The 21,677-nt window shown below is 35.9% G+C and carries 24 protein-coding genes; 15 read left to right on the forward strand and 9 right to left on the reverse strand.

The window, feature by feature from the left end:
• Positions 1-29 precede the first annotated feature (29 nt).
• From J2Y60_RS09370 to J2Y60_RS09385, 4 genes are all read right to left on the reverse strand, one after another.
• Positions 30-2,201, reverse strand: coding sequence for a TonB-dependent receptor (locus J2Y60_RS09370; RefSeq protein ID WP_309920328.1), 2,172 nt, complete (start codon positions 2,199-2,201; stop codon positions 30-32).
• A gap of 79 nt (positions 2,202-2,280) precedes the next feature.
• Complete coding sequence (locus J2Y60_RS09375) at positions 2,281-2,601, reverse strand: DUF6660 family protein (RefSeq protein WP_309920327.1); 321 nt, start codon at positions 2,599-2,601, stop codon at positions 2,281-2,283.
• A 113-nt stretch (positions 2,602-2,714) separates the two neighbouring features.
• Entirely contained in the window at positions 2,715-3,440 is a 726-nt protein-coding gene (locus J2Y60_RS09380; RefSeq protein WP_309920324.1) for a hypothetical protein, read from the reverse strand.
• An 18-nt stretch (positions 3,441-3,458) separates the two neighbouring features.
• Entirely contained in the window at positions 3,459-4,436 is a 978-nt protein-coding gene (locus J2Y60_RS09385) for a helix-turn-helix domain-containing protein (RefSeq protein ID WP_309920320.1), read from the reverse strand.
• Between the two features lie 122 nt (positions 4,437-4,558).
• Between J2Y60_RS09385 and J2Y60_RS09390 the strand changes: the two genes are divergently transcribed.
• The 11 genes from J2Y60_RS09390 to J2Y60_RS09440 all read left to right on the forward strand — a co-directional run bounded on the left by J2Y60_RS09390 (position 4,559) and on the right by J2Y60_RS09440 (position 11,933).
• Positions 4,559-4,984 (forward strand): SRPBCC family protein, encoded by a 426-nt coding sequence (locus tag J2Y60_RS09390; protein WP_309920319.1) that lies wholly within the window; start codon positions 4,559-4,561, stop codon positions 4,982-4,984.
• An 11-nt stretch (positions 4,985-4,995) separates the two neighbouring features.
• Entirely contained in the window at positions 4,996-5,835 is an 840-nt protein-coding gene (locus tag J2Y60_RS09395; RefSeq protein ID WP_309920316.1) for a VOC family protein, read from the forward strand.
• Positions 5,836-5,915: 80 nt separating this feature from the next.
• A complete protein-coding gene (locus J2Y60_RS09400; RefSeq protein ID WP_309920313.1) occupies positions 5,916-6,326 on the forward strand; it encodes a VOC family protein in 411 nt (136 codons plus the stop codon).
• 20 nt (positions 6,327-6,346) lie between these two features.
• The gene (locus J2Y60_RS09405) at positions 6,347-6,718 is read left to right on the forward strand and encodes a DoxX family protein (protein WP_309920311.1); all 372 of its coding nucleotides are present in this window, start codon (positions 6,347-6,349) and stop codon (positions 6,716-6,718) included.
• Positions 6,719-6,729: 11 nt separating this feature from the next.
• Complete coding sequence (locus tag J2Y60_RS09410) at positions 6,730-7,266, forward strand: SRPBCC family protein (protein WP_309920308.1); 537 nt, start codon at positions 6,730-6,732, stop codon at positions 7,264-7,266.
• A gap of 7 nt (positions 7,267-7,273) precedes the next feature.
• Positions 7,274-7,636 (forward strand): DUF1801 domain-containing protein, encoded by a 363-nt coding sequence (locus tag J2Y60_RS09415; protein WP_309994605.1) that lies wholly within the window; start codon positions 7,274-7,276, stop codon positions 7,634-7,636.
• Positions 7,637-7,714: 78 nt separating this feature from the next.
• Positions 7,715-8,128, forward strand: coding sequence for a DUF1801 domain-containing protein (locus tag J2Y60_RS09420; RefSeq protein WP_309920303.1), 414 nt, complete (start codon positions 7,715-7,717; stop codon positions 8,126-8,128).
• A gap of 433 nt (positions 8,129-8,561) precedes the next feature.
• On the forward strand, positions 8,562-9,350 hold the full coding sequence (locus tag J2Y60_RS09425) for a PhzF family phenazine biosynthesis protein (RefSeq protein WP_309920300.1): 789 nt from the start codon (positions 8,562-8,564) through the stop codon (positions 9,348-9,350).
• Positions 9,351-9,392: 42 nt separating this feature from the next.
• The gene (locus J2Y60_RS09430; protein ID WP_309920298.1) at positions 9,393-10,406 is read left to right on the forward strand and encodes an NADP-dependent oxidoreductase; all 1,014 of its coding nucleotides are present in this window, start codon (positions 9,393-9,395) and stop codon (positions 10,404-10,406) included.
• Between the two features lie 35 nt (positions 10,407-10,441).
• Entirely contained in the window at positions 10,442-10,975 is a 534-nt protein-coding gene (sigZ, locus tag J2Y60_RS09435; RefSeq protein WP_309920295.1) for an RNA polymerase sigma factor SigZ, read from the forward strand.
• Between the two features lie 76 nt (positions 10,976-11,051).
• On the forward strand, positions 11,052-11,933 hold the full coding sequence (locus tag J2Y60_RS09440) for a PhzF family phenazine biosynthesis protein (RefSeq protein WP_309920292.1): 882 nt from the start codon (positions 11,052-11,054) through the stop codon (positions 11,931-11,933).
• An 86-nt stretch (positions 11,934-12,019) separates the two neighbouring features.
• Here J2Y60_RS09440 and J2Y60_RS09445 read toward each other — a convergent pair whose 3' ends face one another.
• Positions 12,020-12,793 (reverse strand): AMP nucleosidase, encoded by a 774-nt coding sequence (locus J2Y60_RS09445; RefSeq protein ID WP_309920289.1) that lies wholly within the window; start codon positions 12,791-12,793, stop codon positions 12,020-12,022.
• Between the two features lie 101 nt (positions 12,794-12,894).
• Here J2Y60_RS09445 and J2Y60_RS09450 point away from each other — a divergent pair, with 101 nt between their 5' ends.
• From J2Y60_RS09450 to J2Y60_RS09465, 4 genes are all read left to right on the forward strand, one after another.
• Positions 12,895-13,338, forward strand: coding sequence for a type I restriction enzyme HsdR N-terminal domain-containing protein (locus J2Y60_RS09450; protein ID WP_309994607.1), 444 nt, complete (start codon positions 12,895-12,897; stop codon positions 13,336-13,338).
• 65 nt (positions 13,339-13,403) lie between these two features.
• Positions 13,404-15,056 carry an alkaline phosphatase PafA gene (pafA, locus tag J2Y60_RS09455; RefSeq protein ID WP_309920284.1) on the forward strand — a complete coding sequence of 551 codons (1,653 nt, stop codon included), beginning with the start codon at positions 13,404-13,406 and terminating at the stop codon, positions 15,054-15,056.
• Between the two features lie 106 nt (positions 15,057-15,162).
• Positions 15,163-16,476: a UDP-glucose/GDP-mannose dehydrogenase family protein gene (locus J2Y60_RS09460; protein ID WP_309920283.1), complete on the forward strand. Its 1,314-nt coding sequence runs from the start codon at positions 15,163-15,165 to the stop codon at positions 16,474-16,476.
• A 101-nt stretch (positions 16,477-16,577) separates the two neighbouring features.
• Positions 16,578-17,558, forward strand: coding sequence for an SDR family oxidoreductase (locus J2Y60_RS09465; protein ID WP_309920280.1), 981 nt, complete (start codon positions 16,578-16,580; stop codon positions 17,556-17,558).
• Positions 17,559-17,597: 39 nt separating this feature from the next.
• On the opposite strand, the gene J2Y60_RS09470 is transcribed toward J2Y60_RS09465, so the two are convergent.
• The 4 genes from J2Y60_RS09470 to J2Y60_RS09485 form a co-directional block, all read right to left on the reverse strand.
• A complete protein-coding gene (locus J2Y60_RS09470) occupies positions 17,598-18,602 on the reverse strand; it encodes a beta-ketoacyl-ACP synthase III (protein WP_309920277.1) in 1,005 nt (334 codons plus the stop codon).
• A 166-nt stretch (positions 18,603-18,768) separates the two neighbouring features.
• The gene (locus J2Y60_RS09475; RefSeq protein ID WP_184131079.1) at positions 18,769-19,095 is read right to left on the reverse strand and encodes an iron-sulfur cluster assembly accessory protein; all 327 of its coding nucleotides are present in this window, start codon (positions 19,093-19,095) and stop codon (positions 18,769-18,771) included.
• A gap of 107 nt (positions 19,096-19,202) precedes the next feature.
• Positions 19,203-20,132, reverse strand: a complete 930-nt coding sequence (gene ctlX / locus J2Y60_RS09480; protein ID WP_309920275.1) for a citrulline utilization hydrolase CtlX — start codon at positions 20,130-20,132, stop codon at positions 19,203-19,205.
• Between the two features lie 12 nt (positions 20,133-20,144).
• Entirely contained in the window at positions 20,145-21,590 is a 1,446-nt protein-coding gene (locus J2Y60_RS09485; RefSeq protein WP_309920272.1) for an arginine deiminase family protein, read from the reverse strand.
• Positions 21,591-21,677: the final 87 nt, after the last annotated feature.

A 21,677-nucleotide genomic window follows, 5' to 3' on the forward strand; every position in this document is an offset into this window, starting at 1 on the left:
GTGACTTAAGTCACTGGCTAATAGAAATTTTAGAATCTTATTTTTAATCCTCCATTGATTACAAATCCATCTACAGGTGCATAAATATCTCTAAACGTAGGATTGCTAATGGAACCTGTATAAATAGTATCAAACTTCGTTTGGCGAGTATCTAAAAAGTTTTCAAAATTCACGAAAACAGAGAAATTTTCCCAAAGCTTTTCAACCATTAAGCCAGTAATCCAATAGGCTTTCCCAGTCGTTCCATCATTCAGTTTTTGGGGACTAAAATAATATCCTTCCAACCCGATTTTCAATTTATCTTCTATCTCATACATCAATACATTGTTTAAACGATGTTGAGCCACCAATGGAAATTGAGTAGTATTCCCGTTGTAATGTTGTTTTACATCTGCTAACGTATAGCCTATAAAAAGCTTAAAATCATTATACGTCAATTTTACATTTGTTTCTATCCCTTTCGTATCGATAAAACCATTGGGCTGTTGAAATTCATAAAAGCCAGTAGCAGTTGATTCAAGTACTAACGGATTTTTTACTTGTGTGTAAAAAAACAACGTATTGATTGATAAGGACAGGTCTTCTGTAAGTGGAGTTTTGTAATTAAAATCAAAATTACCTCCGATAGATTCCTCTGCTTTTGTTTTAGAAATATCAATCGGCAACACATTTTTAAATTGTATCCGTTCAGCATCTTCTGTAAAAACAGTAGGCGTTTTATAACCCATTCCTCCGCCTAAGCGCATAGTAAACGTTGGATTGACTTTTAAAAGTGCTGAAATTCTTGGTAACAGGAAAAAGCCATATTCAGTTTGATAATCACCTCTTAGACCAGTTTCTAGGGTCAATTTTTCAGTAGTATTCCAAGTATTTTGCACAAATGCTCCTAAGGTTGTGTGCTGATAATCAACTAATTGTTGGGTGTCAAATTTATGTTGATTAAACTTGTCCGTCCAAAGGTTTAGCCCCGTAATCCATTCTTGTTTTTCTTCTCTATGACTATACGTTAGTTCACTAAATGAAGCAACCTGCACACCTGAAAATTTAAACGTTGGAATTTCTATACTTCTATCGTAGTAGCTTATGCTATTTTTGAATGAAATTTTTGATTTTTCATTTAATTGATGGTCAACTCCAAGTTGAGTACTATAACGATTGGTTTTATTGATTTCAAAAAAGCTGTTTGCTTTATTGCTGTTGTTCTTGATATAGACTATATCTCCACCGATACGGTCTTCAATGGTAGTATTTACGCCAATGTTTAAGGTTGTTTTATCGTTAAAATACACAAACAGTTTAGGGTTCACAGTATATCTTTTAAACTTTGGAATCGCTGTTAATCCAATATTGGCAGGGTCGTAAGGTGTTCCTGCATTGTAGGAAATAAACACCGTTGTTCCTACTTTTTTAAACTTTTGACTATAAAATCCACTTGCATCAAGTCCTAATGCTGATGTTCCATTTAGCAAAAAGCTCAATTCTCTTTTCTCTTGTGGTTTTTTAGCAATCAAATTTACTAAGCCTGCAATTGCTCCGCCACCATAAAGTGTTGAGGAGGCCCCTTTGATAACCTCCACTTGCGATAAGTCGAGTGGGGCTATCTGTAATAAGCCCAATCCTCCAGAAAAACCTGCGTACAAAGGGAAGCCATCTCTTAAAATCTGTGTGTATTTTCCGTCAAGTCCTTGAATCCTGATACTAGAATTATAAGAAGTAGCGGAGGTCTGTTGTGTTTGGATACCTGTCGTTTCATTGAGCATCATCCTAATGTCACCAGGCTTCATATTGCCTTTTTCCTCCAATTCTTCTCCCGAAATAGTCTCTATTCTAGTGGGAATATCTTCAATATTTTTATTAGAACGTGTTGAAGTAACGATTACTTCTTCCATTTCTTCATTTTCTGTCATTAACAAGATTTCTAAAGGCTCGGTCAGAGAATAAGGAAAATTTAACGTGTCTATTCTTTCCTGATAACCTACAAAGTAAAACCTAACTACTTGCTTGCCGTTGGGGATATTTTTGATGGTAATAAGCCCGTTTTCGTCTGAACGTGCACCGTTTGTAGTGCCTTGCAATGTGGCTGTTGCTCCAAATAAAGGTTCTTTGGTGTCAGCATCTTTTATCGTGGCTTTGAAAGTATTTTGACTAAAGGCTATATAGGGGCATAAGATTGCCAAGAAAGGCAAAATTAATTTTTGCATTTTGATGAATTTTAAGTGAATGAATGGTAAAAGAAGGATTGATTCCTTGTTTTAGTAAGGAATTCGTCTTAACGATACATTAACTTATTTTTGGCGGTTGCCAAATGGTAGAGAAGAAATAGTCTACAAAAAGGACTTTGAAAGAAGGAGTTAAGTTATTGTTTTCTATAAATTTTGTAGTAGGTTCGAAACTAAAAACCTGCGTGGAAAAAGTAAATCCAACACAAGCGCCACAAGTAAGAAAAGGAGAACAACAATTATCACAATCATCCTGATTATCCTGAGAATTGTTAGCCACTTGCTCTGATGTTACCTCGTCAACACAATTATCATCCGTACAACACGGCATGGCCGACAGTACAAGAATATAGATAGATAATATAAAACAAAGTATTTTCATCAGGACAAAGTTACTTAATGTCACTAACTTATCAAGCAGCTTAAGAATTAACTCTTTCAAACTCTCCTCAGATATGTTTGATAATAACATCTAAGGAAAGTTTGAAAGACTATTTATTCTTTTACTGGAGGAGTATCAGGTTTACTTTCAACCACTATTTTTGTTGCTCCCGCTCTTTGAATCATTACTTGCTTGCCAAGTTCTTGTAAAGACTTGCTCTCGTAAATTTTCATGGCTGTTGATACGTCGATGGCTTGGCGTGTCTGCTCGTCCAAATCAAATGTCAATGTGATAAAATTCAAATGAACGCCTAAAGGTTCTAGTACTTTATTACTCGCAATCAATAGTTGATTTTCTATTTCAGCTTGGTCAAGCTCTACAATATCTTGGTCTAAAAAAATATCCTTTGCTACATCCTTTATTCTCTTGTCAATGACCATATTTTCGGCACCTTCAAATGCTGAATTATTCAAGGCTTCATCGTCGTCAGCATCCGAATTGGCTTTCCCTAAGTATTTTGCTTGTTTGATAAATGCAAGCGGGTTAATAATAGAGTAATCATAATCAATGTGGATAGAAGCACGCACCCTGTCTTTTAAATTACTGATGAATTTGCTCTCGCCCTGCATGGGATAATTCGGAATAACTACTTTCATGTAACAAGCATTCAATCCGCCTTTTGGCACAGCGTCGCCTGCTTTAATGAGTTTCCAATTCATACCGCAGTCATCAGAAACTACTACTTGTTGGTTAGATTTCGCATAATTACAACTTTGTAAGGTAAATAATGCGCCAGTGAGAATAGTAGCAATTGGTACTATTTTTTTGAATCTTTTCATTGCTTCTCGGTTAAAGGTTTACTCTACCCCAATTTTATTGTATTTATTCTTGTATTCAACAGGACTAAGACCCGTTATTTTTTTAAAGGTAGTTCTAAAAGCTTTTGTATCAGTATAGCCAACGTCAAACATTACTTCATTAATATTCTTACGGCTACTTTCTATGCTTCTTTTGGCCGCCTCAATCTTAACCCGTTGGATGTATTCCAGTACAGAATTATTAGTAGCCAATTTAAATCTCCGTTCAAAGCTCCTTCGTCCCATGGATACTTTCTCGGCTAATTCTTCTACCGTAAGTTTTTCTTCGATATTCTGTTCGATATACTCTTGTACCGTTCTGATGGCATCATCGTTATGTCCTTTTTGTCCTTTGAACATTGCGAAGGATGATTGACTAGTGCGGTCTATGTCTATCGCAAAAAACTTAGAGGTAAGGATAGCTGTTTCACGGTCAGTATATTTTTCAATAAGGTACAGTAATAAATTCCAACAAGAATTTGCGCCCCCGCTTGAATAAATACCGTCTTCGTCCGTCACAATTTTGCCATCTTGCAAAATGACTGACGGAAACATATTCCTAAATTCCTCTGTAAAGCCCCAATGCGTAGAACACTTTTTACCATCGACCAAACCAGTAGCAGCTAATAAAAAAGCACCCACACAAAGCGAGGCTACCTCCGAGCCTTTTTGATGTTGTGCAATAATCCAATTTATCGTGTTTTTGTTAGCCGAAATACCTTCGTGTATGCTCCCTGATAGGGGTGGAATAATGATTAAGTCTGTCTCACTGACATCTTTCATGAGCAAGTCAGGATCAACCATAAAAGGTCCATCAATTAATTTCATTTGTTTGCGTTGTCCTACTAGCTTAACGTCAAACAGTTTGTCTTTGCCCGAACCGATAAGAAACTGATTTACAGTTTCAAACATAAAGCGTGAGATAGCTATCACATGAATAGCGGCATGATCAGGAACTAAAATGGCTACTTTTTTCATAACACAAATATAGAAAAATAGTTTGTCGTAAATTACCCTTCATTTGTCGTTTTTGTATACTTAATTTAGAAAAAGCTTTTGCACATTTGTATCATCAATTTTTCACATAAAAACCTCATAACATGGAAAGTACAACAAAAGCAAAAATTACCGTAGAAGTTACCGTAAATGCTCCATTAGAAAAAGTGTGGGGAGCATTTAATGACCCCAAACATGTAGTCAATTGGTGTTTTGCTTCAGACGATTGGCATGCGCCAGCTGCTGAAAGTGATTTTAGAGAAGGTGGGAAAAGCAAAACCGTGATGGCTGCAAAAGATGGTAGCTTTTCGTTTGACTTTGAATGGATTTATACCAAAATAAAAGACTTGGAAACCATAGAATATGCTATGGGAGATGGCAGAGAAGTAAGTGTAAAATTTGAAGAAACAGGAGAAGGCGTAAAAGTAACTGAGACGTTTGACCCTGAAAATGAAAATCCTGTAGAAATGCAAAAAGGTGGATGGCAAGCGATTCTTGATAACTTTAAAAAGTATGTTGAACAAAACTAAACAACATTATAATGTACACAGACGCTCTTATTTCATGCTTATGGTTTGACGGACAAGCTAAAGCCGCTGCTACCTTTTATAGTTCAATTTTTAAAAGTAGCAAAATCACGGCTGAAAATCCGATGGTGGTAACTTTTGAATTGAATGGAACAAAATTCATGGGATTGAATGGTGGCCCAATGTTTAAGATTAATCCTTCTATTTCATTTTTTGTTACGTGTACTACTATCGAAGAAGTGGATGAAGTATGGACTCAATTGATTGAAGGTGGTAAAGCCTTAATGCCTATCGATACTTATCCTTGGAGTAAACGATATGGGTGGTTACAAGACCAATACGGCGTAACATGGCAAGTGAGCATAGGTAATGAAGGACAAACTGAGCAAATAATAAGACCCTCGTTTTTATTTACTAATAAACAATTTGGTAAAGCCGAAGAAGCTATTAAGTTTTATACATCAGTTTTTGAAGGTGGTACGATTGATCTACTCTTGCCTTATGGACAGGAAGATGCAAATGCAGGAAAAGTGTTGTATTCAGAATTTACACTCGGAAAAAGCCCAATGATTGCGATGGATGGTCCGGGCGATCATCAATATACCTTTAATGAAGGAGTGTCTTTTGTGATTAACTGCGACACACAAAGTGAAATTGATTACTATTGGAATAGCCTTACCAGAGGAGGAGAAGAAAGCATGTGTGGTTGGTTGAAAGACCAGTTCGGGGTCTCGTGGCAAGTAGTGCCTTCAATGATTGGGAAATTGGTGAGTGACCCCGAAAAAGGACAAAGAGTAATGCAAGAAGTGTTCAAAATGCGAAAACTTGATATTGATGTGTTATTAAATGCTTGATATGTAGTTGATTATGTTGTGTTTTGGACTGTTTGTTATTATATTAGCACACCTTCCATTTTTTAAATGAAGTATCTTAAATGTCAACGATTAGTGTTTATTTAAGTTTTAACGGTAATTGTAGGGAAGCAATGACTTTTTATCAGCGATGTTTGGGTGGAGAACTTTTTTTTCAAACATTAGGAGAACACCCCAACGCTGAAAAAATGCCTGACCGCATGAAGGCTTGTATTCTACATGGCACGCTTACCAGAAATGGATTAGTTATTATGGGGTCTGATATGTTAGGTGAGGATGGATTAAAAAAAGGCAATGCCGTGTCATTAATGTTGCATTGTGATAGTGAAACAGAAATGAAAGAATGTTATCAAAAACTCTCTCTTGGAGGCGCACAAACTTACCCTATTGCCCAAAGTTTTTGGGGTACATTATTTGGAGATTTAACAGATAAGTTTGGTAACCAATGGTTACTACATTACAAAAAGAACTAACAATTAAACATACTAACATTATGAAAAGCACAAAAATTACCTTTTGGATTAGTACAGCAGTAATATTCTTATTTTTTGGTGTCATGCCTGCTTTGACTGGCCACACTGAAATGGCAAAAGAAGGCATAAAGCATTTAGGGTATCCACAATACTTCGGAGTGGCCTTGAATATCTTTAAAATAGTGGGTTCATTAGCATTAGTTATCCCTCAAGTGCCAAAAACGCTTAAAGAATGGGCTTATGCAGGTTTTGTGTTCGATATTATTTTTGCTACTATTAGCTTATGGGCTGTTGATGGCTTTAGTGCCATGCTTTTGATGCCAGTAGTAGTATTAGCCGTATTATTAGTGTCATATTTCAGCTACCATAAATTACAAAGTCCACAACTTTAATAGATAGTCCTATGAGCATATTGTTTATTATTCTGTATATCATTTTTGGATTAATCGCTTTATTGCTGATTATTGGCTTATTTACTAAAAAGGGTTATGCTATAAGTAGAACCATTGTTATTAATAGGCCTGTCGATGAAGTATTTTATTACTTAAGACATATCAAAAACCAAGACTATTTTAGTAAATGGGTAATGACAGACCCTAATATGAAAAAAACTTTTACAGGCACAGATGGAACCGTAGGTTTTATTTATGCTTGGGAAGGCAATAAAAAAGCTGGCATGGGTGAGCAGGAAATAACGAGTATTGAGGAAAACAAAAGTTTGGATTTAGAGGTACGCTTTAAAAAGCCATTTGAAGCAATTGCTAATACGCCCTTTGTTACAGAAGCTATATCTGATAATGAAACAAAAGTAACATGGGGAGCGAGTAGCGCAATGAAATATCCTATGAATATTTTTTTATTAATAGGCATCGAAAAGAACCTAGAGAAAGATATTGACATAAGTCTTGGGAACTTAAAAAGGATTCTTGAAAGGAAATAAAACATCCATGAAAGCCGTAAACAACATTGATGAATACATTGCGGATTTCCCTGAAGAAACGCAAGTACTTTTGAGGGAAATTCGCCAAACAATCAGCATGGCTGCTCCTGAAGCGACAGAAAAAATTAGTTATGCCATGCCTACTTTTTATTTAAAAGGAAACGTGGTACATTTTGCAGGCTATAAAAACCACATAGGGTTTTATCCAGCATCTTCTGGCATTAGCAATTTTCAAGAAGAAATTGCTGGATATAAAAGCTCTAAAGGAGCAGTGCAGTTTCCACTCGACCAACCTTTGCCTAATGACTTGATTACTAAAATCGTTCAGTTCAGAGTACAAGAGAATCTGGAAAAAGCGGCTAAGAAATGACCTCAAAGGTTTGTCATAGAGAAAACAATCTACTACGAAATGCCTTATATAAACAAGGACTAAACTTTAACCAAGACAATGGCAAAAAGACCTAAACCTTCAGAGGCTGAACTGGTAATAGCATATTTTGAAGCACTTGAGCATCCTTTAAAAGAAGTTGTTCAACTATTGAGAACAATCGTTTTGTCGACTGACAAGGAAATTGCTGAACAAATAAAATGGAACTCACCAAGCTTTTACTATTCTGGAAAGATGCAACCATTTGACCCTAAGGAATATAAGAGAGATATCGTGGTGTTTAATCTGCATAAAAATGATAGCGTATTATTAGTATTTCCGACGGGTTCGATGATTAACGACTCATCAGGATTGCTGGAAGGGAAGTTTGCTGATACTAGAAAAATTGCTAAATTCACAACAATAGAGGAAGTAAAAACAAAAGAAAACGCTTTGAAAACAGTAATAAAAGCGTGGCTAAACCAGATTGATTAATAAACTTTTATTAAGGATGACCTACGTTTCAATAGAAATATTCAAAACCAGTGTGAGCAATAAGCGAGCATCAGAGGAGATATTAAACTTATTGAAAATATCATTTCCTCATCTGAAAATTAATTTTGACCTTGACGATTGTGACAAGATTTTAAGGATTCAAGGACATAGTTTTTGTTCAACCAGTATCATAGAAATATTAAGCAATATGGGGCATCACTGCGAGCGTATTGAATAAACTTTATGAACGATGATTATCTCTGAGCTGTTACTCATATTAATTGAGTAATAGCTTTTTTTGTTAAGTGGATAGGTGAAGAGTGATTGACTGATTGAGTGAATTAGTGATTGAGTGATTTTTTAAATTAATGCGCTAGATTAAAATCACTAATTCACTCAATCACAAATCACAATTTATTAAATTAACTACAAAATGAAACTTGAATTATATCAAATAGATGCATTTACAGACCGTATTTTTGGGGGAAATCCAGCTTGTGTTGTTCCTCTAAATACTTGGTTAGCGGATGAAGTTCTGCTGAAAATAGCTAAAGAAAATGCTGTAGCAGAAACAGCTTTTTTTGTTGATATGGGAGACAGGATTCATTTACGTTGGTTCACACCCGAAATTGAAATGGATTTATGCGGACATGCTACTTTAGCCACTGCTCATGTTTTGAAAACAATACTTAATTACCGCAAAGAAAACATTGTCTTTGATACACTAAGCGGAGCATTAATAGTTACAACCCATGATGATATTTATACCTTAGATTTCCCCTCTAGAAAGCCCATACCTGCTGTTTTACCTGAAATTATTCAAAAATCTATCAGTATTCAGCCCCTTTACGTACTTAAAGCAAGAGACTATGTATTGGTTTATGAAACAGAACAAGCAATCAAAGATATGGTGATTGATAGACAAACTTTTGATACGATTAACTTAGACCCTGGCGGGGTAATTGTTACGGCTAAAGGCACTAATGCCGATTTTGTATCAAGATATTTTACATCGCAATCTTCTATTTTAGAAGACCCTGTTACAGGATCAGCACATTGTTCATTAATACCCTATTGGAGCGAGCAACTTAATAAAAAAGAGATGAAAGCACTACAGCTTTCTGAAAGACAAGGCACCTTGTATTGCGAAGATAAAGGCGATAGAGTATTGATTAGTGGCAAAGCAAAAACCTATTCAATAGGAGTATGTTGGATTGAATAATAGAGCGGATAAAATTTATTATACTGAAAATATTAGTCTTACATGATGAAAGCAGTTATTTTAAAAGGTTTTGGAAGTGTTGATAATTTTGAATTGGCTGAGGTTGATACACCAATAGTTACTTCAAATGATATCCTAGTAAAGATTAAGGCTACAGCGTTTAATCCAATTGATTATCAGATGCGTCAAGGGTCTACTGAAAGTAAATTGTTAAAATCACCTATTCTTGGTCGTGAATTATCGGGAATTGTTAGTCAAATAGGAGAGCAAGTTACTGGATTTGCTGTTGGGGATAATATAACTGCTTATGTTGGAAGTTTAGCCTCAAATGGTACTTATGCCGAGTTTATTAGTATTCCTCAACAGTTGGTTGCTAAAACTCCTGCTTCATTGTCATTTGCACAAGCGACTGCCTTACCAATGGTAGGTATGACAGCCCTGCAATGTTTTCAGCGAGCAAATATTCCCAAAGAAAAACCTATTTTCATCAGTGGAGGTGCGGGTGGAGTAGGTACGCTATTGATAAAACTTCTTTTAGCAAATGGGAATAATGAATTGATTACAACCGCAGGAAATGAAGATAGTAAAAACCAATTAATCTTATTAGGACTGAACCCTGATAATATTATCAATTATCATGAACCAGACTTTTTTGAAAAGATACAATCAAAGGGTGTTAATGGTAAATTTGAGTATTGTATTGATTTAGTAGGAGGCAAAATGTCGGAAGTATGTGCTAACCTTTTGCAAGTTCATGGAGTATACGTTGATGTGACATTTTTAGCTACTGAACAAGCCAGAGAAACACTATTCGACAAAGCCACCACCATCATTAATGTTGCTAATTTTGCGTATAGCTTAACAGGGAATAGCAATGATACGGCATTTTATGGTAGCGCATTAAATGAAATTTTTAATAAAATAAACGATAGCATTATTTCCCCCATAGATATTAATATCATAGGCAATTTGAGTGTAGAAACTGTTCAAAAAGGACACCAAATGATGGAGAGGAATAAAACTAGAGGAAAGAAATTAGTGATGATTAATGAGTAGGATACTTTCAGTAAAACTATATAAAGTTTATAACAATGGAGAATCAAATTCAGGAGATTTGGATAGACTTCCATCAAGAATTAAAACGTTTTATTCAAGGCAAAGTAAAAGACCTTGATACCAGCAACGATATTCTTCAGGATGTTTTTTTGAAAATACACGTTAATATACATACGCTTGTAGATACTTCTAAACTTACTTCTTGGGTATATCAAATAACGAGGAATACTATTACAGACCATTTCCGAAAACATCATGCAGCCGTTGAAATAAATGATATTGATTTAGCCGAACAGGACTATGACGAACCGCTATATGCATCATTAAGCAATTGCATTAACCTTAAAATAAGTAAATTACCCGAGAAATATAAGCAAGTAATCTTACTAACAGCTTTTCAAGATTATTCCCAAATCGCCCTTGCAGATGAATTAGGCATCTCTTATTCTGGTGCAAAAACGCGTGTGCAAAGAGCCAAAGAGAAATTGAAAGAACAAATTTTAGATTGTAGTAATGTAGAGCTTGATAGCAAAGGGAATATTCTATCCTATCAATCTCCGCGAAAATAATTATAATTTTTTGCGTCTTTTAAATGACCTCCTCGTCCATTGATTGTAAAACGTAACAATCATAATAAATTTCAACATGGACAATTTTCAAAACATCACCGTAAAAATCCTAAACGCCTTTGTGGATAATGAAAAAGGAGGGAACCCTGCGGGAGTAGTATTAGAGGCAGATAACCTTAACAATGAACAAAAGCTAAAGATTGCTAGCAAAGTTGGGTTATCAGAAACAGCCTTCGTTTCAAACTCAAATTCAGCTGATTTTAAACTTGACTTCTTTACCCCTACTCGACAAATTGCTCATTGTGGGCATGCTACCATCGCTACTTTTTCTTATTTATCTCAATTAGGCAAGATTAATAACCCCCATTCATCTAAAGAAACGATTGATGGTAAAAGAGAAATTCTTATACAAGGCGATTTGGCATTTATGGAACAACGCTCGCCGATATATACTGACGTCGAGTACCTTAAAGTCGATATATTAAAATCCTTGGGTTTAAATGAAAATGATTTATTAACGAATGCTTCCATCTTAAAAGTTAATACGGGCAATTCTTTTATCATCGTACCTGTGGCCAATCAGACCATTCTAAAAAACATTCAACCAAACTTTGATTTAATCAGCCAGATAAGTGATGAGCTTGACTTAATAGGATTTTATGTTTTTTGTACAGAAGCCAGCAATACTGAAAGAGATGCCACTACAAGAATGTTTGCACCAAGATATGGGATAGAGGAGGAGGCAGGAACAGGAATGGCAGCAGGGCCATTAGCGTGTTATTTATACGACGTAATAGGAATTAAAAAAACATACATGTTGATTGAACAAGGGTGGTTTATGAATGAACCCTCAAGAAGCTTAATTATAGCAGATGTATCAATACTACACGATAAGATTACAAAAATTATGGTGGGTGGTAAAGGTATAGCTGTTAAATCAATAACTGTTTGTTTGTGAGTTGCTAGATGATTCAAGAATCTCCGCAAGCGTTTTAAACGCTTGTGGAGGTAATTTTCCTGTATCAACAGCAAAAACACAAACCTTTACTCAAACCTTAAATGTTTTACTGATTCGCCAGAGACTGCTAATTCTACCAAAGAATCTATGCCAATTTGTAAGTGTTTTTCTACAAAATTGGTAGTTACTTTTTTATCGCTTTCTTCTGTTTTTACACCTTCGGGTGTCATTGGATTATCAGAAACCAATAGTAAAGCTCCATGAGGAATTTTGTTGGCAAAACCAGCTGTAAAAATAGTAGCCGTTTCCATATCAATCGCCATAGCACGAATATCAGTGAGGTACTGTTTGAAAGCCTCATCATGTTCCCATACTCGTCTGTTGGTAGTATACACTAAGCCAGTCCAGTAATCTAATTCATGTTTTTTAATCATGGATGAAACTGAACGTTGCAAACGGAAAGATGGTAAAGCAGGTACTTCTTTAGGCATGTATTCGTCAGAGGTTCCTTCTCCACGTACGGCAGCAATCGGTAAAATCAAATCTCCTAAGCCAAGGTTTTTCTTTAAACCGCCACATTTGCCTAAAAACAAAACGGCTTTAGGCTCAATAGCTGACAGTAAATCCATTACGGTAGCGGCCATCGGTGAACCCATTCCAAAATTGATAATTGTAATGTTGTTGGCAGTAGCAGTTAACATTGGTCTATCTTTCCCTTTGATTTCTACAGAGAATTGCTCCGAAAACATCGTTACATAATTACTGAAATTAGTCAATAAAATATACTGACCAAATTCATTCAGTTTCATTCCCGTATACCGAGGAAGCCAATTTTCTACTATTTCTTGTTTTGTTTTCATAAATTTGGTTTTAATTTGTGATTAAAAATGAGCGGTTAGTCAATTTATTTGTAGCGTTGTATTATCCTTAATTTTTTCAAATAAAAACTCAATCAACAATCTTGGAAAATCTAAACATCCCATCATACGATTACAAATTAAGGAAAGTTGATGAAAAAATCTATATATATGATATCCTCAGACGCAAATATATTATGCTAACACCCGAAGAATGGGTTCGCCAGCACTTCGTTCATTTTTTAATCAACCATTATCACTATCCTAAAAGTTTAATCAAATTAGAAAGTTCTTTAAAATATAATACACTACTTAAACGAACAGATATCCAAGTGTTTGGGAGAGACGGTAAATTAAAGATGATTATCGAGTGTAAGGCTCCCTATATTCCACTTAGTCAACAGGTTTTTAGTCAGGTAGCGGAGTATAACCAAGTATTAAAGGCAGAATTCCTGACCATTACCAACGGAATGGTATATCATTGTTGTAAAACAGATTGGGAAAATATGAATCTTGAGTTTCTAAAAGATTTACCCTTATTTGTCTAAAATTTCATGTTTCTATAATTTCATTCATCATTCACATCACTACCTTTGTGAAAAAAACCTTCATCATGGTCTCAAAAAATATCTTGTCCATTGTACTTTTCTTCGCTCTGACAGCTTCTTTTGCTCAGAAACCAAAAACTCAAACAACGTCAACAACCTTAGCAAAACCTAAATTAGTAGTAGGTATTGTAGTAGACCAGATGCGTTATGATTATTTATATCGCTATTATGATAAATATAGTGCTGGTGGTTTCAAAAGACTAATGAATGAAGGGTTTAACTGTCGAAACAACCACTACGACTATGCTCCAACGGTTACAGCGGCTGGGCATGCAGCTATTTTTACAGGTTCTGTTCCTGCAATTGACGGTATCGTAGGGAACGAATGGTTTGACCAAAAATATAATCGTTCAGTATATTGCGTGGAGGACTCTACTGTAAAAACAGTAGGGGCAGACTCTAAAGCAGGATTGATGTCTCCTAAAAACTTATTAGTTTCTACCATTACTGACCAACTAAAGATTGCGAATGCATACCAATCAAAAACGATAGGTATTTCATTGAAAGACAGAGGGGCGATTTTACCAGCAGGACATACAGCCAATGCTGCTTATTGGTTTGATTCTAAAGACGGTTCATGGATTACCTCAACCTTCTATATGAACGAATTACCACAATGGGTAAAAGATTTTAATGCTAAAAAAATGCCATTGAAATACATGGCTGAGGGCTGGAAAACACTTTTGCCAATTGAGCAGTATACAGAGAGTTCAATGGATAATCAACCCTTTGAAAGTAAATTGGCGGGTGAAACTAGTCCAGTTTTTCCGCATGAATTAGTAGGTAGAGCAGGCGTAAATTTACTAGAAGTACTAAGAACAACGCCTTTTGGAAATACCTTGACGAAAGATTTTGCTTTGGCAGCTTTAGCAAATGAGAATCTAGGGAAAGGTCCTAAAACCGACTTCTTAACAGTTAGTTTTTCATCAACAGATTACGTAGGGCATTCATTTGGACCAAATTCAATAGAAGCAGAAGATACCTATTTGAGATTAGACAAGGATATTGCTGAAATCTTAACGACTTTAGATAAAACACTCGGCAAGAACAATTATTTAGTATTTTTAAGTGCAGATCATGGCGTAGCGGATATTCCAGGATTCTGGCAAGCAAATAAATTACCTGCTGGGATATATGAACGTTCAAAAGCAACTGCTGAAATAAAAGCGGCGTTGAAAGCAGCTTTTGGCGAAGGTGATTTTATAAAAGCAGAGGACAATTCTCAATTATATTTGAATTATGCTTTGTTAAGTGAAAAGAAATTGTCATTTTCACAAGTATATGAGGTAGTTAGAGAAACTTTGTTGAAACATGATGAAGTAGCCGACGTTGTTGACTTTCATAATATCGGGAATAGTACTTTACCAGATTATCAGTTGAAATTTCTCAAAAATGGCTATAATACTAAACGTAGTGGTGATATTTCTGTGGTGTTAAACCCAAGTTGGTTTAGTGGATATAAAACTGGGACAACGCATGGTACTCCCTATAGATATGATACGCACGTACCATTATTGTTTTTTGGTTGGGGCGTGAAAGCTGGAGAAACCACTACAAGAACTAATATTTCCGATATTGCACCAACCGTTGCAGATATATTAAGTATCCTCGAGCCTAACGGCAGTGTTGGAGGAGTAATTGCAGGGGTAAAACAATGAAAAAGGTTTTTGAAATAACAAAATGGCATACTTTTAGTTAGTTTATTTTGTAGAATTTGATTAAAATAAACTAAATTACCAATCTAAATAAAAAATACAAAAACGTATGAAGATAGCAGTAGTCGGAACTGGATATGTAGGCTTAGTAACAGGTACTTGTTTTGCAGAGACAGGAAATCAGGTAGTTTGCGTAGACATCGATGCAAAGAAAGTTGAAAAGATGAAAAATGGCATCATTCCTATTTATGAGCCAGGTCTTGATGTTTTATTTAATAGAAATACAGCAGAAGGGCGTTTGAAATTCACGACAGATTTAGCCGAAGGAATCAAAGATGCCAAAGTGATTTTCTTAGCATTACCAACACCTCCAGGTGAAGATGGTTCAGCTGATTTAAAGTATATTTTAAAGGTTGCTAATGATTTAGGTCCTATTTTAGACCAATATGTAGTAGTAATTGATAAAAGTACAGTACCAGTAGGAACAGCAGAGAAAGTACATGCAGCTATTGCTAAAAATGCTTCAACAGATTTGTTTGATGTAGTATCAAATCCAGAATTCTTACGAGAAGGTGTTGCTGTAGAAGACTTTATGAAACCCGACCGTGTGGTAATCGGAACGAGTTCAGAAAAGGCAAAAGGAGTAATGACAAAATTATATGCTCCGTTAGTACGTCAAGGTAACCCTGTTATTTTCATGGACGAACGTTCGGCAGAGATGACTAAATATGCAGCCAATGCATTCTTGGCAACTAAGATTACGTTTATGAACGAAATTGCTAACCTATGCGAAATGGTAGGAGCAAACGTAGATGATATCCGTAGAGGAATCGGTACGGATTCAAGAATTGGTAAGCGTTTCTTATTCGCAGGAATTGGTTATGGCGGAAGCTGTTTTCCTAAAGACGTTCAGGCTTTAGAGAAAACTTCAAAAGACTCTGGTTATGACTTCCAAATATTGAAAGCCGTAATGACAGTAAATGAAGACCAAAAGACGAGATTAATACCGCATATCAAAGCACATTTTGGTGGAGATTTGAAAGGGAAAGTATTTGGGATGTGGGGCTTAGCCTTTAAACCATATACTGATGATATTCGTGAAGCACCAGCGTTGTATAATATCAAAGAATTGCTAGCAGAAGGAGCCATCATCAAAGCCTTTGACCCAGAAGCAATGGAGAACGTGAAGGGAGTAATTGGTGATACGATTACTTACACAAAAGGTCCTTATGAAGCTATCAAAGATGTGGATGCGTTATTGATTATGACAGAGTGGCCACAGTTCCGTACACCAGAATTTGAGGTAATGGAAGTGTTGTTGAAGAATAAAGTAATCTTCGATGGTCGTAATTTATACGAATTAGATCAAATGAAAGAACTAGGATATACTTATTATTCAATTGGTAGAGATACAGTCAAATAATTGTGATTGAGTGAGTTGTGATTGAGTGATTTTATACAAAGCATTAATTTTCTAAAAAATCACTCAATCACTAATTCACAAATCACTAACTATATAAAAATATGAAACGAGTATTAATAACAGGTGGAGCAGGATTTTTGGGGTCTCACCTTTGTGATAGATTTATCAAAGAAGGATTCCATGTTATAGCCATGGATAATTTGATTACAGGTGATTTGAAGAATATCGAACACTTATTCAAACTACCTAATTTTGAATTTTATCATCATGATGTTTCTAAATTTATCCACGTTCCGGGTGAATTAGATTATATCCTTCACTTTGCCTCACCAGCCTCTCCGATTGACTATTTGAAAATTCCAATTCAAACCTTAAAGGTAGGTTCATTGGGAATTCATAATTGTTTAGGATTAGCCAGAGTAAAGAATGCAAGAGTATTGATTGCTTCAACTTCTGAAGTATACGGTGACCCAACAGTTCACCCACAACCGGAAGAATACTGGGGTAATGTGAATCCAGTTGGCCCTCGTGGTGTTTATGACGAAGCCAAACGTTTCCAAGAAGCAATGACGATGGCATATCATACTTTCCACGGTTTAGAGACAAGAATTGTACGTATATTCAATACTTATGGCCCAAGAATGCGTCTGAATGATGGTCGTGTATTGCCTGCATTCATCGGTCAAGCTTTAAGAGGCGAAGATTTAACGATGTTTGGAGATGGTTCACAGACAAGAGCATTCTGTTATGTAGATGACTTGGTTGAAGGTATCTATCGTTTGTTATTGAGTGATTATGCACAACCAGTAAATATTGGTAATCCAGATGAAATCACTATCAAAGAATTCGGAGAAGAAATCATCAAATTGACAGGAACAGAGCAAAAGCTAATCTCATTACCATTACCAACAGATGACCCTAAGCAACGTAAACCAGATATTACAAAAGCGAAGGCTATTTTAGGTTGGGAACCGAAAGTGAGTCGTTCAGAAGGCTTGAAGATTACCTATGAATATTTCAAATCTTTATCAAAAGATGATTTATTCAAAATGGCAAATCATAGAGAGTTTGAAAAGAAATAAACACAAAAAAGCCTCAAATGTTAGTTTGAGGCTTTTTTATTACCATCTAATTAAAGCTGAACCCCAAGTAAAGCCACTACCAAAAGCAGCCAGACAAATTAAATCTCCATCCTTTACTCGCCCAGTTTCCCATGCTTCGCAAAGGGCTATTGGAATAGAAGCAGCGGTAGTATTGCCATATTTTTGAATATTGTTCATTACTTTATCTTCCGAAAGCCCCATCTGTTGACGAACATATTCTGAAATTCTTAGATTAGCTTGATGTGGTACTAATAAATCTATCTCGTTTGGTTGAAGTCCATTTTTATCTAGTGCCTCGCGTATTACTTCTGGAAAACGCACAATAGCATGCTTGAAAACGGCATTACCATTCATGATAACATCACCAGAATTTTTGTCTTTCACTAGATTATCAAAGAATCTGCCCCCACTGCTACTACTACTTGGTTCTTTAACATATAAATCCTCTGCATATCTGCCATCAGCGTGCAAATGCGTTGAAAGTATTCTATGGTTTTCATCCTCAGTGGCTTGTAATACTACCGCACCCGCACCATCACCAAAAATTACGGCAACGCCTCGGCCTTCGTTAGTAGGATTTAGGAAAGTAGATTGCACCTCAGCACCAATCACCAAGATATTTTTATACATTCCCGAGCGAATGAATTGGTCAGCAGTCGATAACGCATAAATAAAACCAGAACATTGGTCACGGATGTCTAATACCCCCACACTTTGTATCCCTAATTCTCTTTGCATCACAAACCCAGGACCTGGGAAATAATAATCGGGTGTGATGGTCGCATATACAATAAAGTCAATCTCTTGTGGTGTAATACCAGCGCGTTCTATCGCTATTTTGGCTGCTTCGGTGGCCATTGAAGCATTGGTATCTTTGCCAGCTGTAAAATATCTACGTTCTTTAATACCAGTTCGTTCGGTAATCCAAGCGTCGGAGGTGTCCATTAAAGTTTCTAAATATTGATTGCTGATAATATTTTCAGGTACGTAATGTCCGATACCTACGATTCTCGAGTAAAGCATAAAGAAATTTTTAAATACAAAACAAAATTATGAATTTTCGTGAAAATATTAGATTATTTCCAGAAAATGAATTGATGTTTTAATAAAAGCAAATATGATGCCCAATAAAAAAGTGTCACCTAAGTTTTGCTTAAATGACACTCTGTTATAAAAGTCTAAACAAGAATTAAACTGAAAAGCTTTCGCCACATCCGCAAGTACGGGTAGCATTAGGGTTTTTGAATTGAAAACCTTTACCGTTCAAGCCATCTGAAAAGTCAAGTTCTGTCCCTGCTAAGTATAAAATCGATTTTTTATCAACCATGATTTTTACTCCTTTGTCTTCAAACACCATATCAGTAGTTTGCGGTTGAGAAGCAAAATCAAGATTATACATTAATCCAGAACATCCTCCGCCTTCCACAGCAACTCTAACGTTAAAGTCGCTCGTAAGTCCTTCTTTCTGACGCAATTCTATGATTTTGTTAGCTGCTATTTCTGTGATGGTTACCATATCTTTATGAAAATTATTTCCTATTTTAATCTTTATAACGGCAAAGTTAATCGGAAAGTTCATAGAAAGCACGCTGTATTGAATCCAATATTGAGATAAAATACAATTTATTTCAAAGGCAAATGCACTTCTGCCATCATACAACGAGCAGACCCTCCGCCATTTCCTTCTATCATCGATAAGTCAAAATGGTGAATAGTGGTATAATCTTCAAGCGTAGCAATTTGCTTAGGCGTTAATGAATAATAAGCTGCATCAGACATTACTAAAATTTTATCACCTTGCAAACTCCTTATTTCTAACATATTACCAGCAAAGTTGTTCATCTGCTCCAACGATATTTCTATGATTCTTTTACCATGTTGTTCTAAGGCATTTCGTAAGGTAAGTCGCTCATCTAAATTTTTGATAGCATCTAAACATACCACCGAAAACATATCCCCTACACACATCAATACATTGGTATGATAAATCTGCTTTCCATTGCCATCTACCGCTTCAAAAGACACTATTGTATAATTCGTTTTAGCACTAAATTCTGACAATACATCCTGATTAGTTCTAGGCGAAATACAGGCATAAGCAATCTTATTCTTGCGGTCAAGTACCATTGAACCTGTTCCTTCCAAGAATTTATCATCCTCTTCAAAAGAAGATAAATCGATTCTTTTGTTCACATAAAATCTCTCTTGAAGGCTATTGATAATATCCTGTCTACGTTCTAAGCGTCTGTTTTCAGCCTGCATTGGATAGAGGATAACTGTTCCATCACTATGAAATGAAATCCAATTATTAGGGAAAATAGAATCAGGTGTGTGTGGGTTTGGGGTATCCTCCACAACAATGATATCTACACCAGCTTTTCGAAGCTGTGCCACCATTTCATCAAATTCTTTCAAGGCAATTTCTTGTGAAGTTGCTTGTGTTTCTTTGCCAAAAGCTTGGTTTTGAAAAGCATTGGAAGTGGCAGTTTGTTCATTAAAACCAAAACGAACAGGACGAATCATTAAAATATGAGCAGTAGTCTGATTTTGCATGGCTTAATCAATTTACGATGATAGTTCACTTCTTAAAATGGGCATCGACATACAATGCGAGCCACCTCTTGCTCTGGATAGCTCAGCAGATGGAAGCATAATAAATGTATTTTGAACCGTTTCAGGCAAACGCCTTCCTGATTCAAAATCATTTAATAAATCTTCCATTTTGATGGTTTCAAACCCCATTTCTCTAAAAGCCTCAAGGGTTTTATCATTCCTATCATAGCCAATCACAACCCCTTCTTTTACAGCCAGTAAATTACAAGAGTCTGTCCATTGTTCTCGGGCACCAAAAGGAAATTCGTTATTACCAGAATAGATAAATTTCACATCTAATGGTTGAACGCCAAGGTCATAAATAGAAATTTCGGTTAATAATTCCTCTAAGCTAGCTATTTCACGAGGCTCATGTGCCTCTCCACGACGGAACTGAACGATATGTACTTGTTCTGCTTTTTTGGAAGGTAACAAGCCAGCTTTAATCAACACCTCATCTTCTGCTTGTAGTTGTGGTTTAGCCAACGAACCCAACAATACCCACATATTACGTTTTACTTGCGTAAAAACGGTATCAATATGCATATAATCACGTTTGTTCGGGATTTTGACCAATGTAATTTTATCTACTATCTTCTTTTCAAACAGAATCTTAATGACTTGCTTAGCCGCATTTACGGTGGTTCTTTCAGAAATGCCAATCAATAAATGGTTTTTGGCTACCATCATTACATCGCCCCCTTCCAACGTCGTTTGTGCTTCGTTAGCTTCGTATTCTGGTAACAAGAAAAGCGTTTCGTTATCAGGTATTTCGATAAGATTTTTGCGAACATCTTCAAAAATGGGATGATTGAAGAAGATATACTGAACCAATAAAGCCTCACGTGTACGGGCTTGTTTTTTGGGACGATTCAGTAAAATATGGTTGTTAATCGTAATGCCAATATCACGCGTAAAAATAAAATTAGGAATAGGCGGGAAAAGCATTTCTCCGGAAGGCGTACTACCCGAAATCAAGGTTTTTGCTAGTTCTATAGGAGGAAGGTTGTATAGCTCATCATGCGTACTATACCATTCTTTCTCTATCGCACAGGCCGCCGCTACTAGCTTCATCCTCACTAAATTATCCTCTAAAATATCAGATAATAATTTTTGAAGTTCTATTACTTTATCTGAATTGAAATATTCAGGATGGTCGGGTTTAAAGAAGTTACGGTCTTTATCAGCATCAATAGCAGCTAATTTACCTTTAATTTTATCAGGGTCAAGAAAATAGAGCAAGGTTTTTACATAAAAATCATACTCTTGGCGGCGCATCGTATCTAAATGCACAATGTCCTCAAAAAGCCAGTCTTGTGCTTTTGAAGGCACTACTTTCCCTAAACCGCTATCTGGACTATGAATGAGCAATCGCCTAAGTGTGCCTACTTCAGAAGAAACTTGGATGAGATTTTCCATAAACAATGATTAATAAAATCTGATTTCTCGCAAGTACTCATAATTTTTTAGCAATGTCAAGCCTGTTTTGAAAGGTAATTTTGAAAA

Origin of the sequence: Arcicella sp. BE140 (genome assembly GCF_031456255.1) — a bacterium.
In the GTDB taxonomy this organism is placed as follows: Bacteria; Bacteroidota; Bacteroidia; order Cytophagales; family Spirosomataceae; genus Arcicella; species Arcicella aquatica.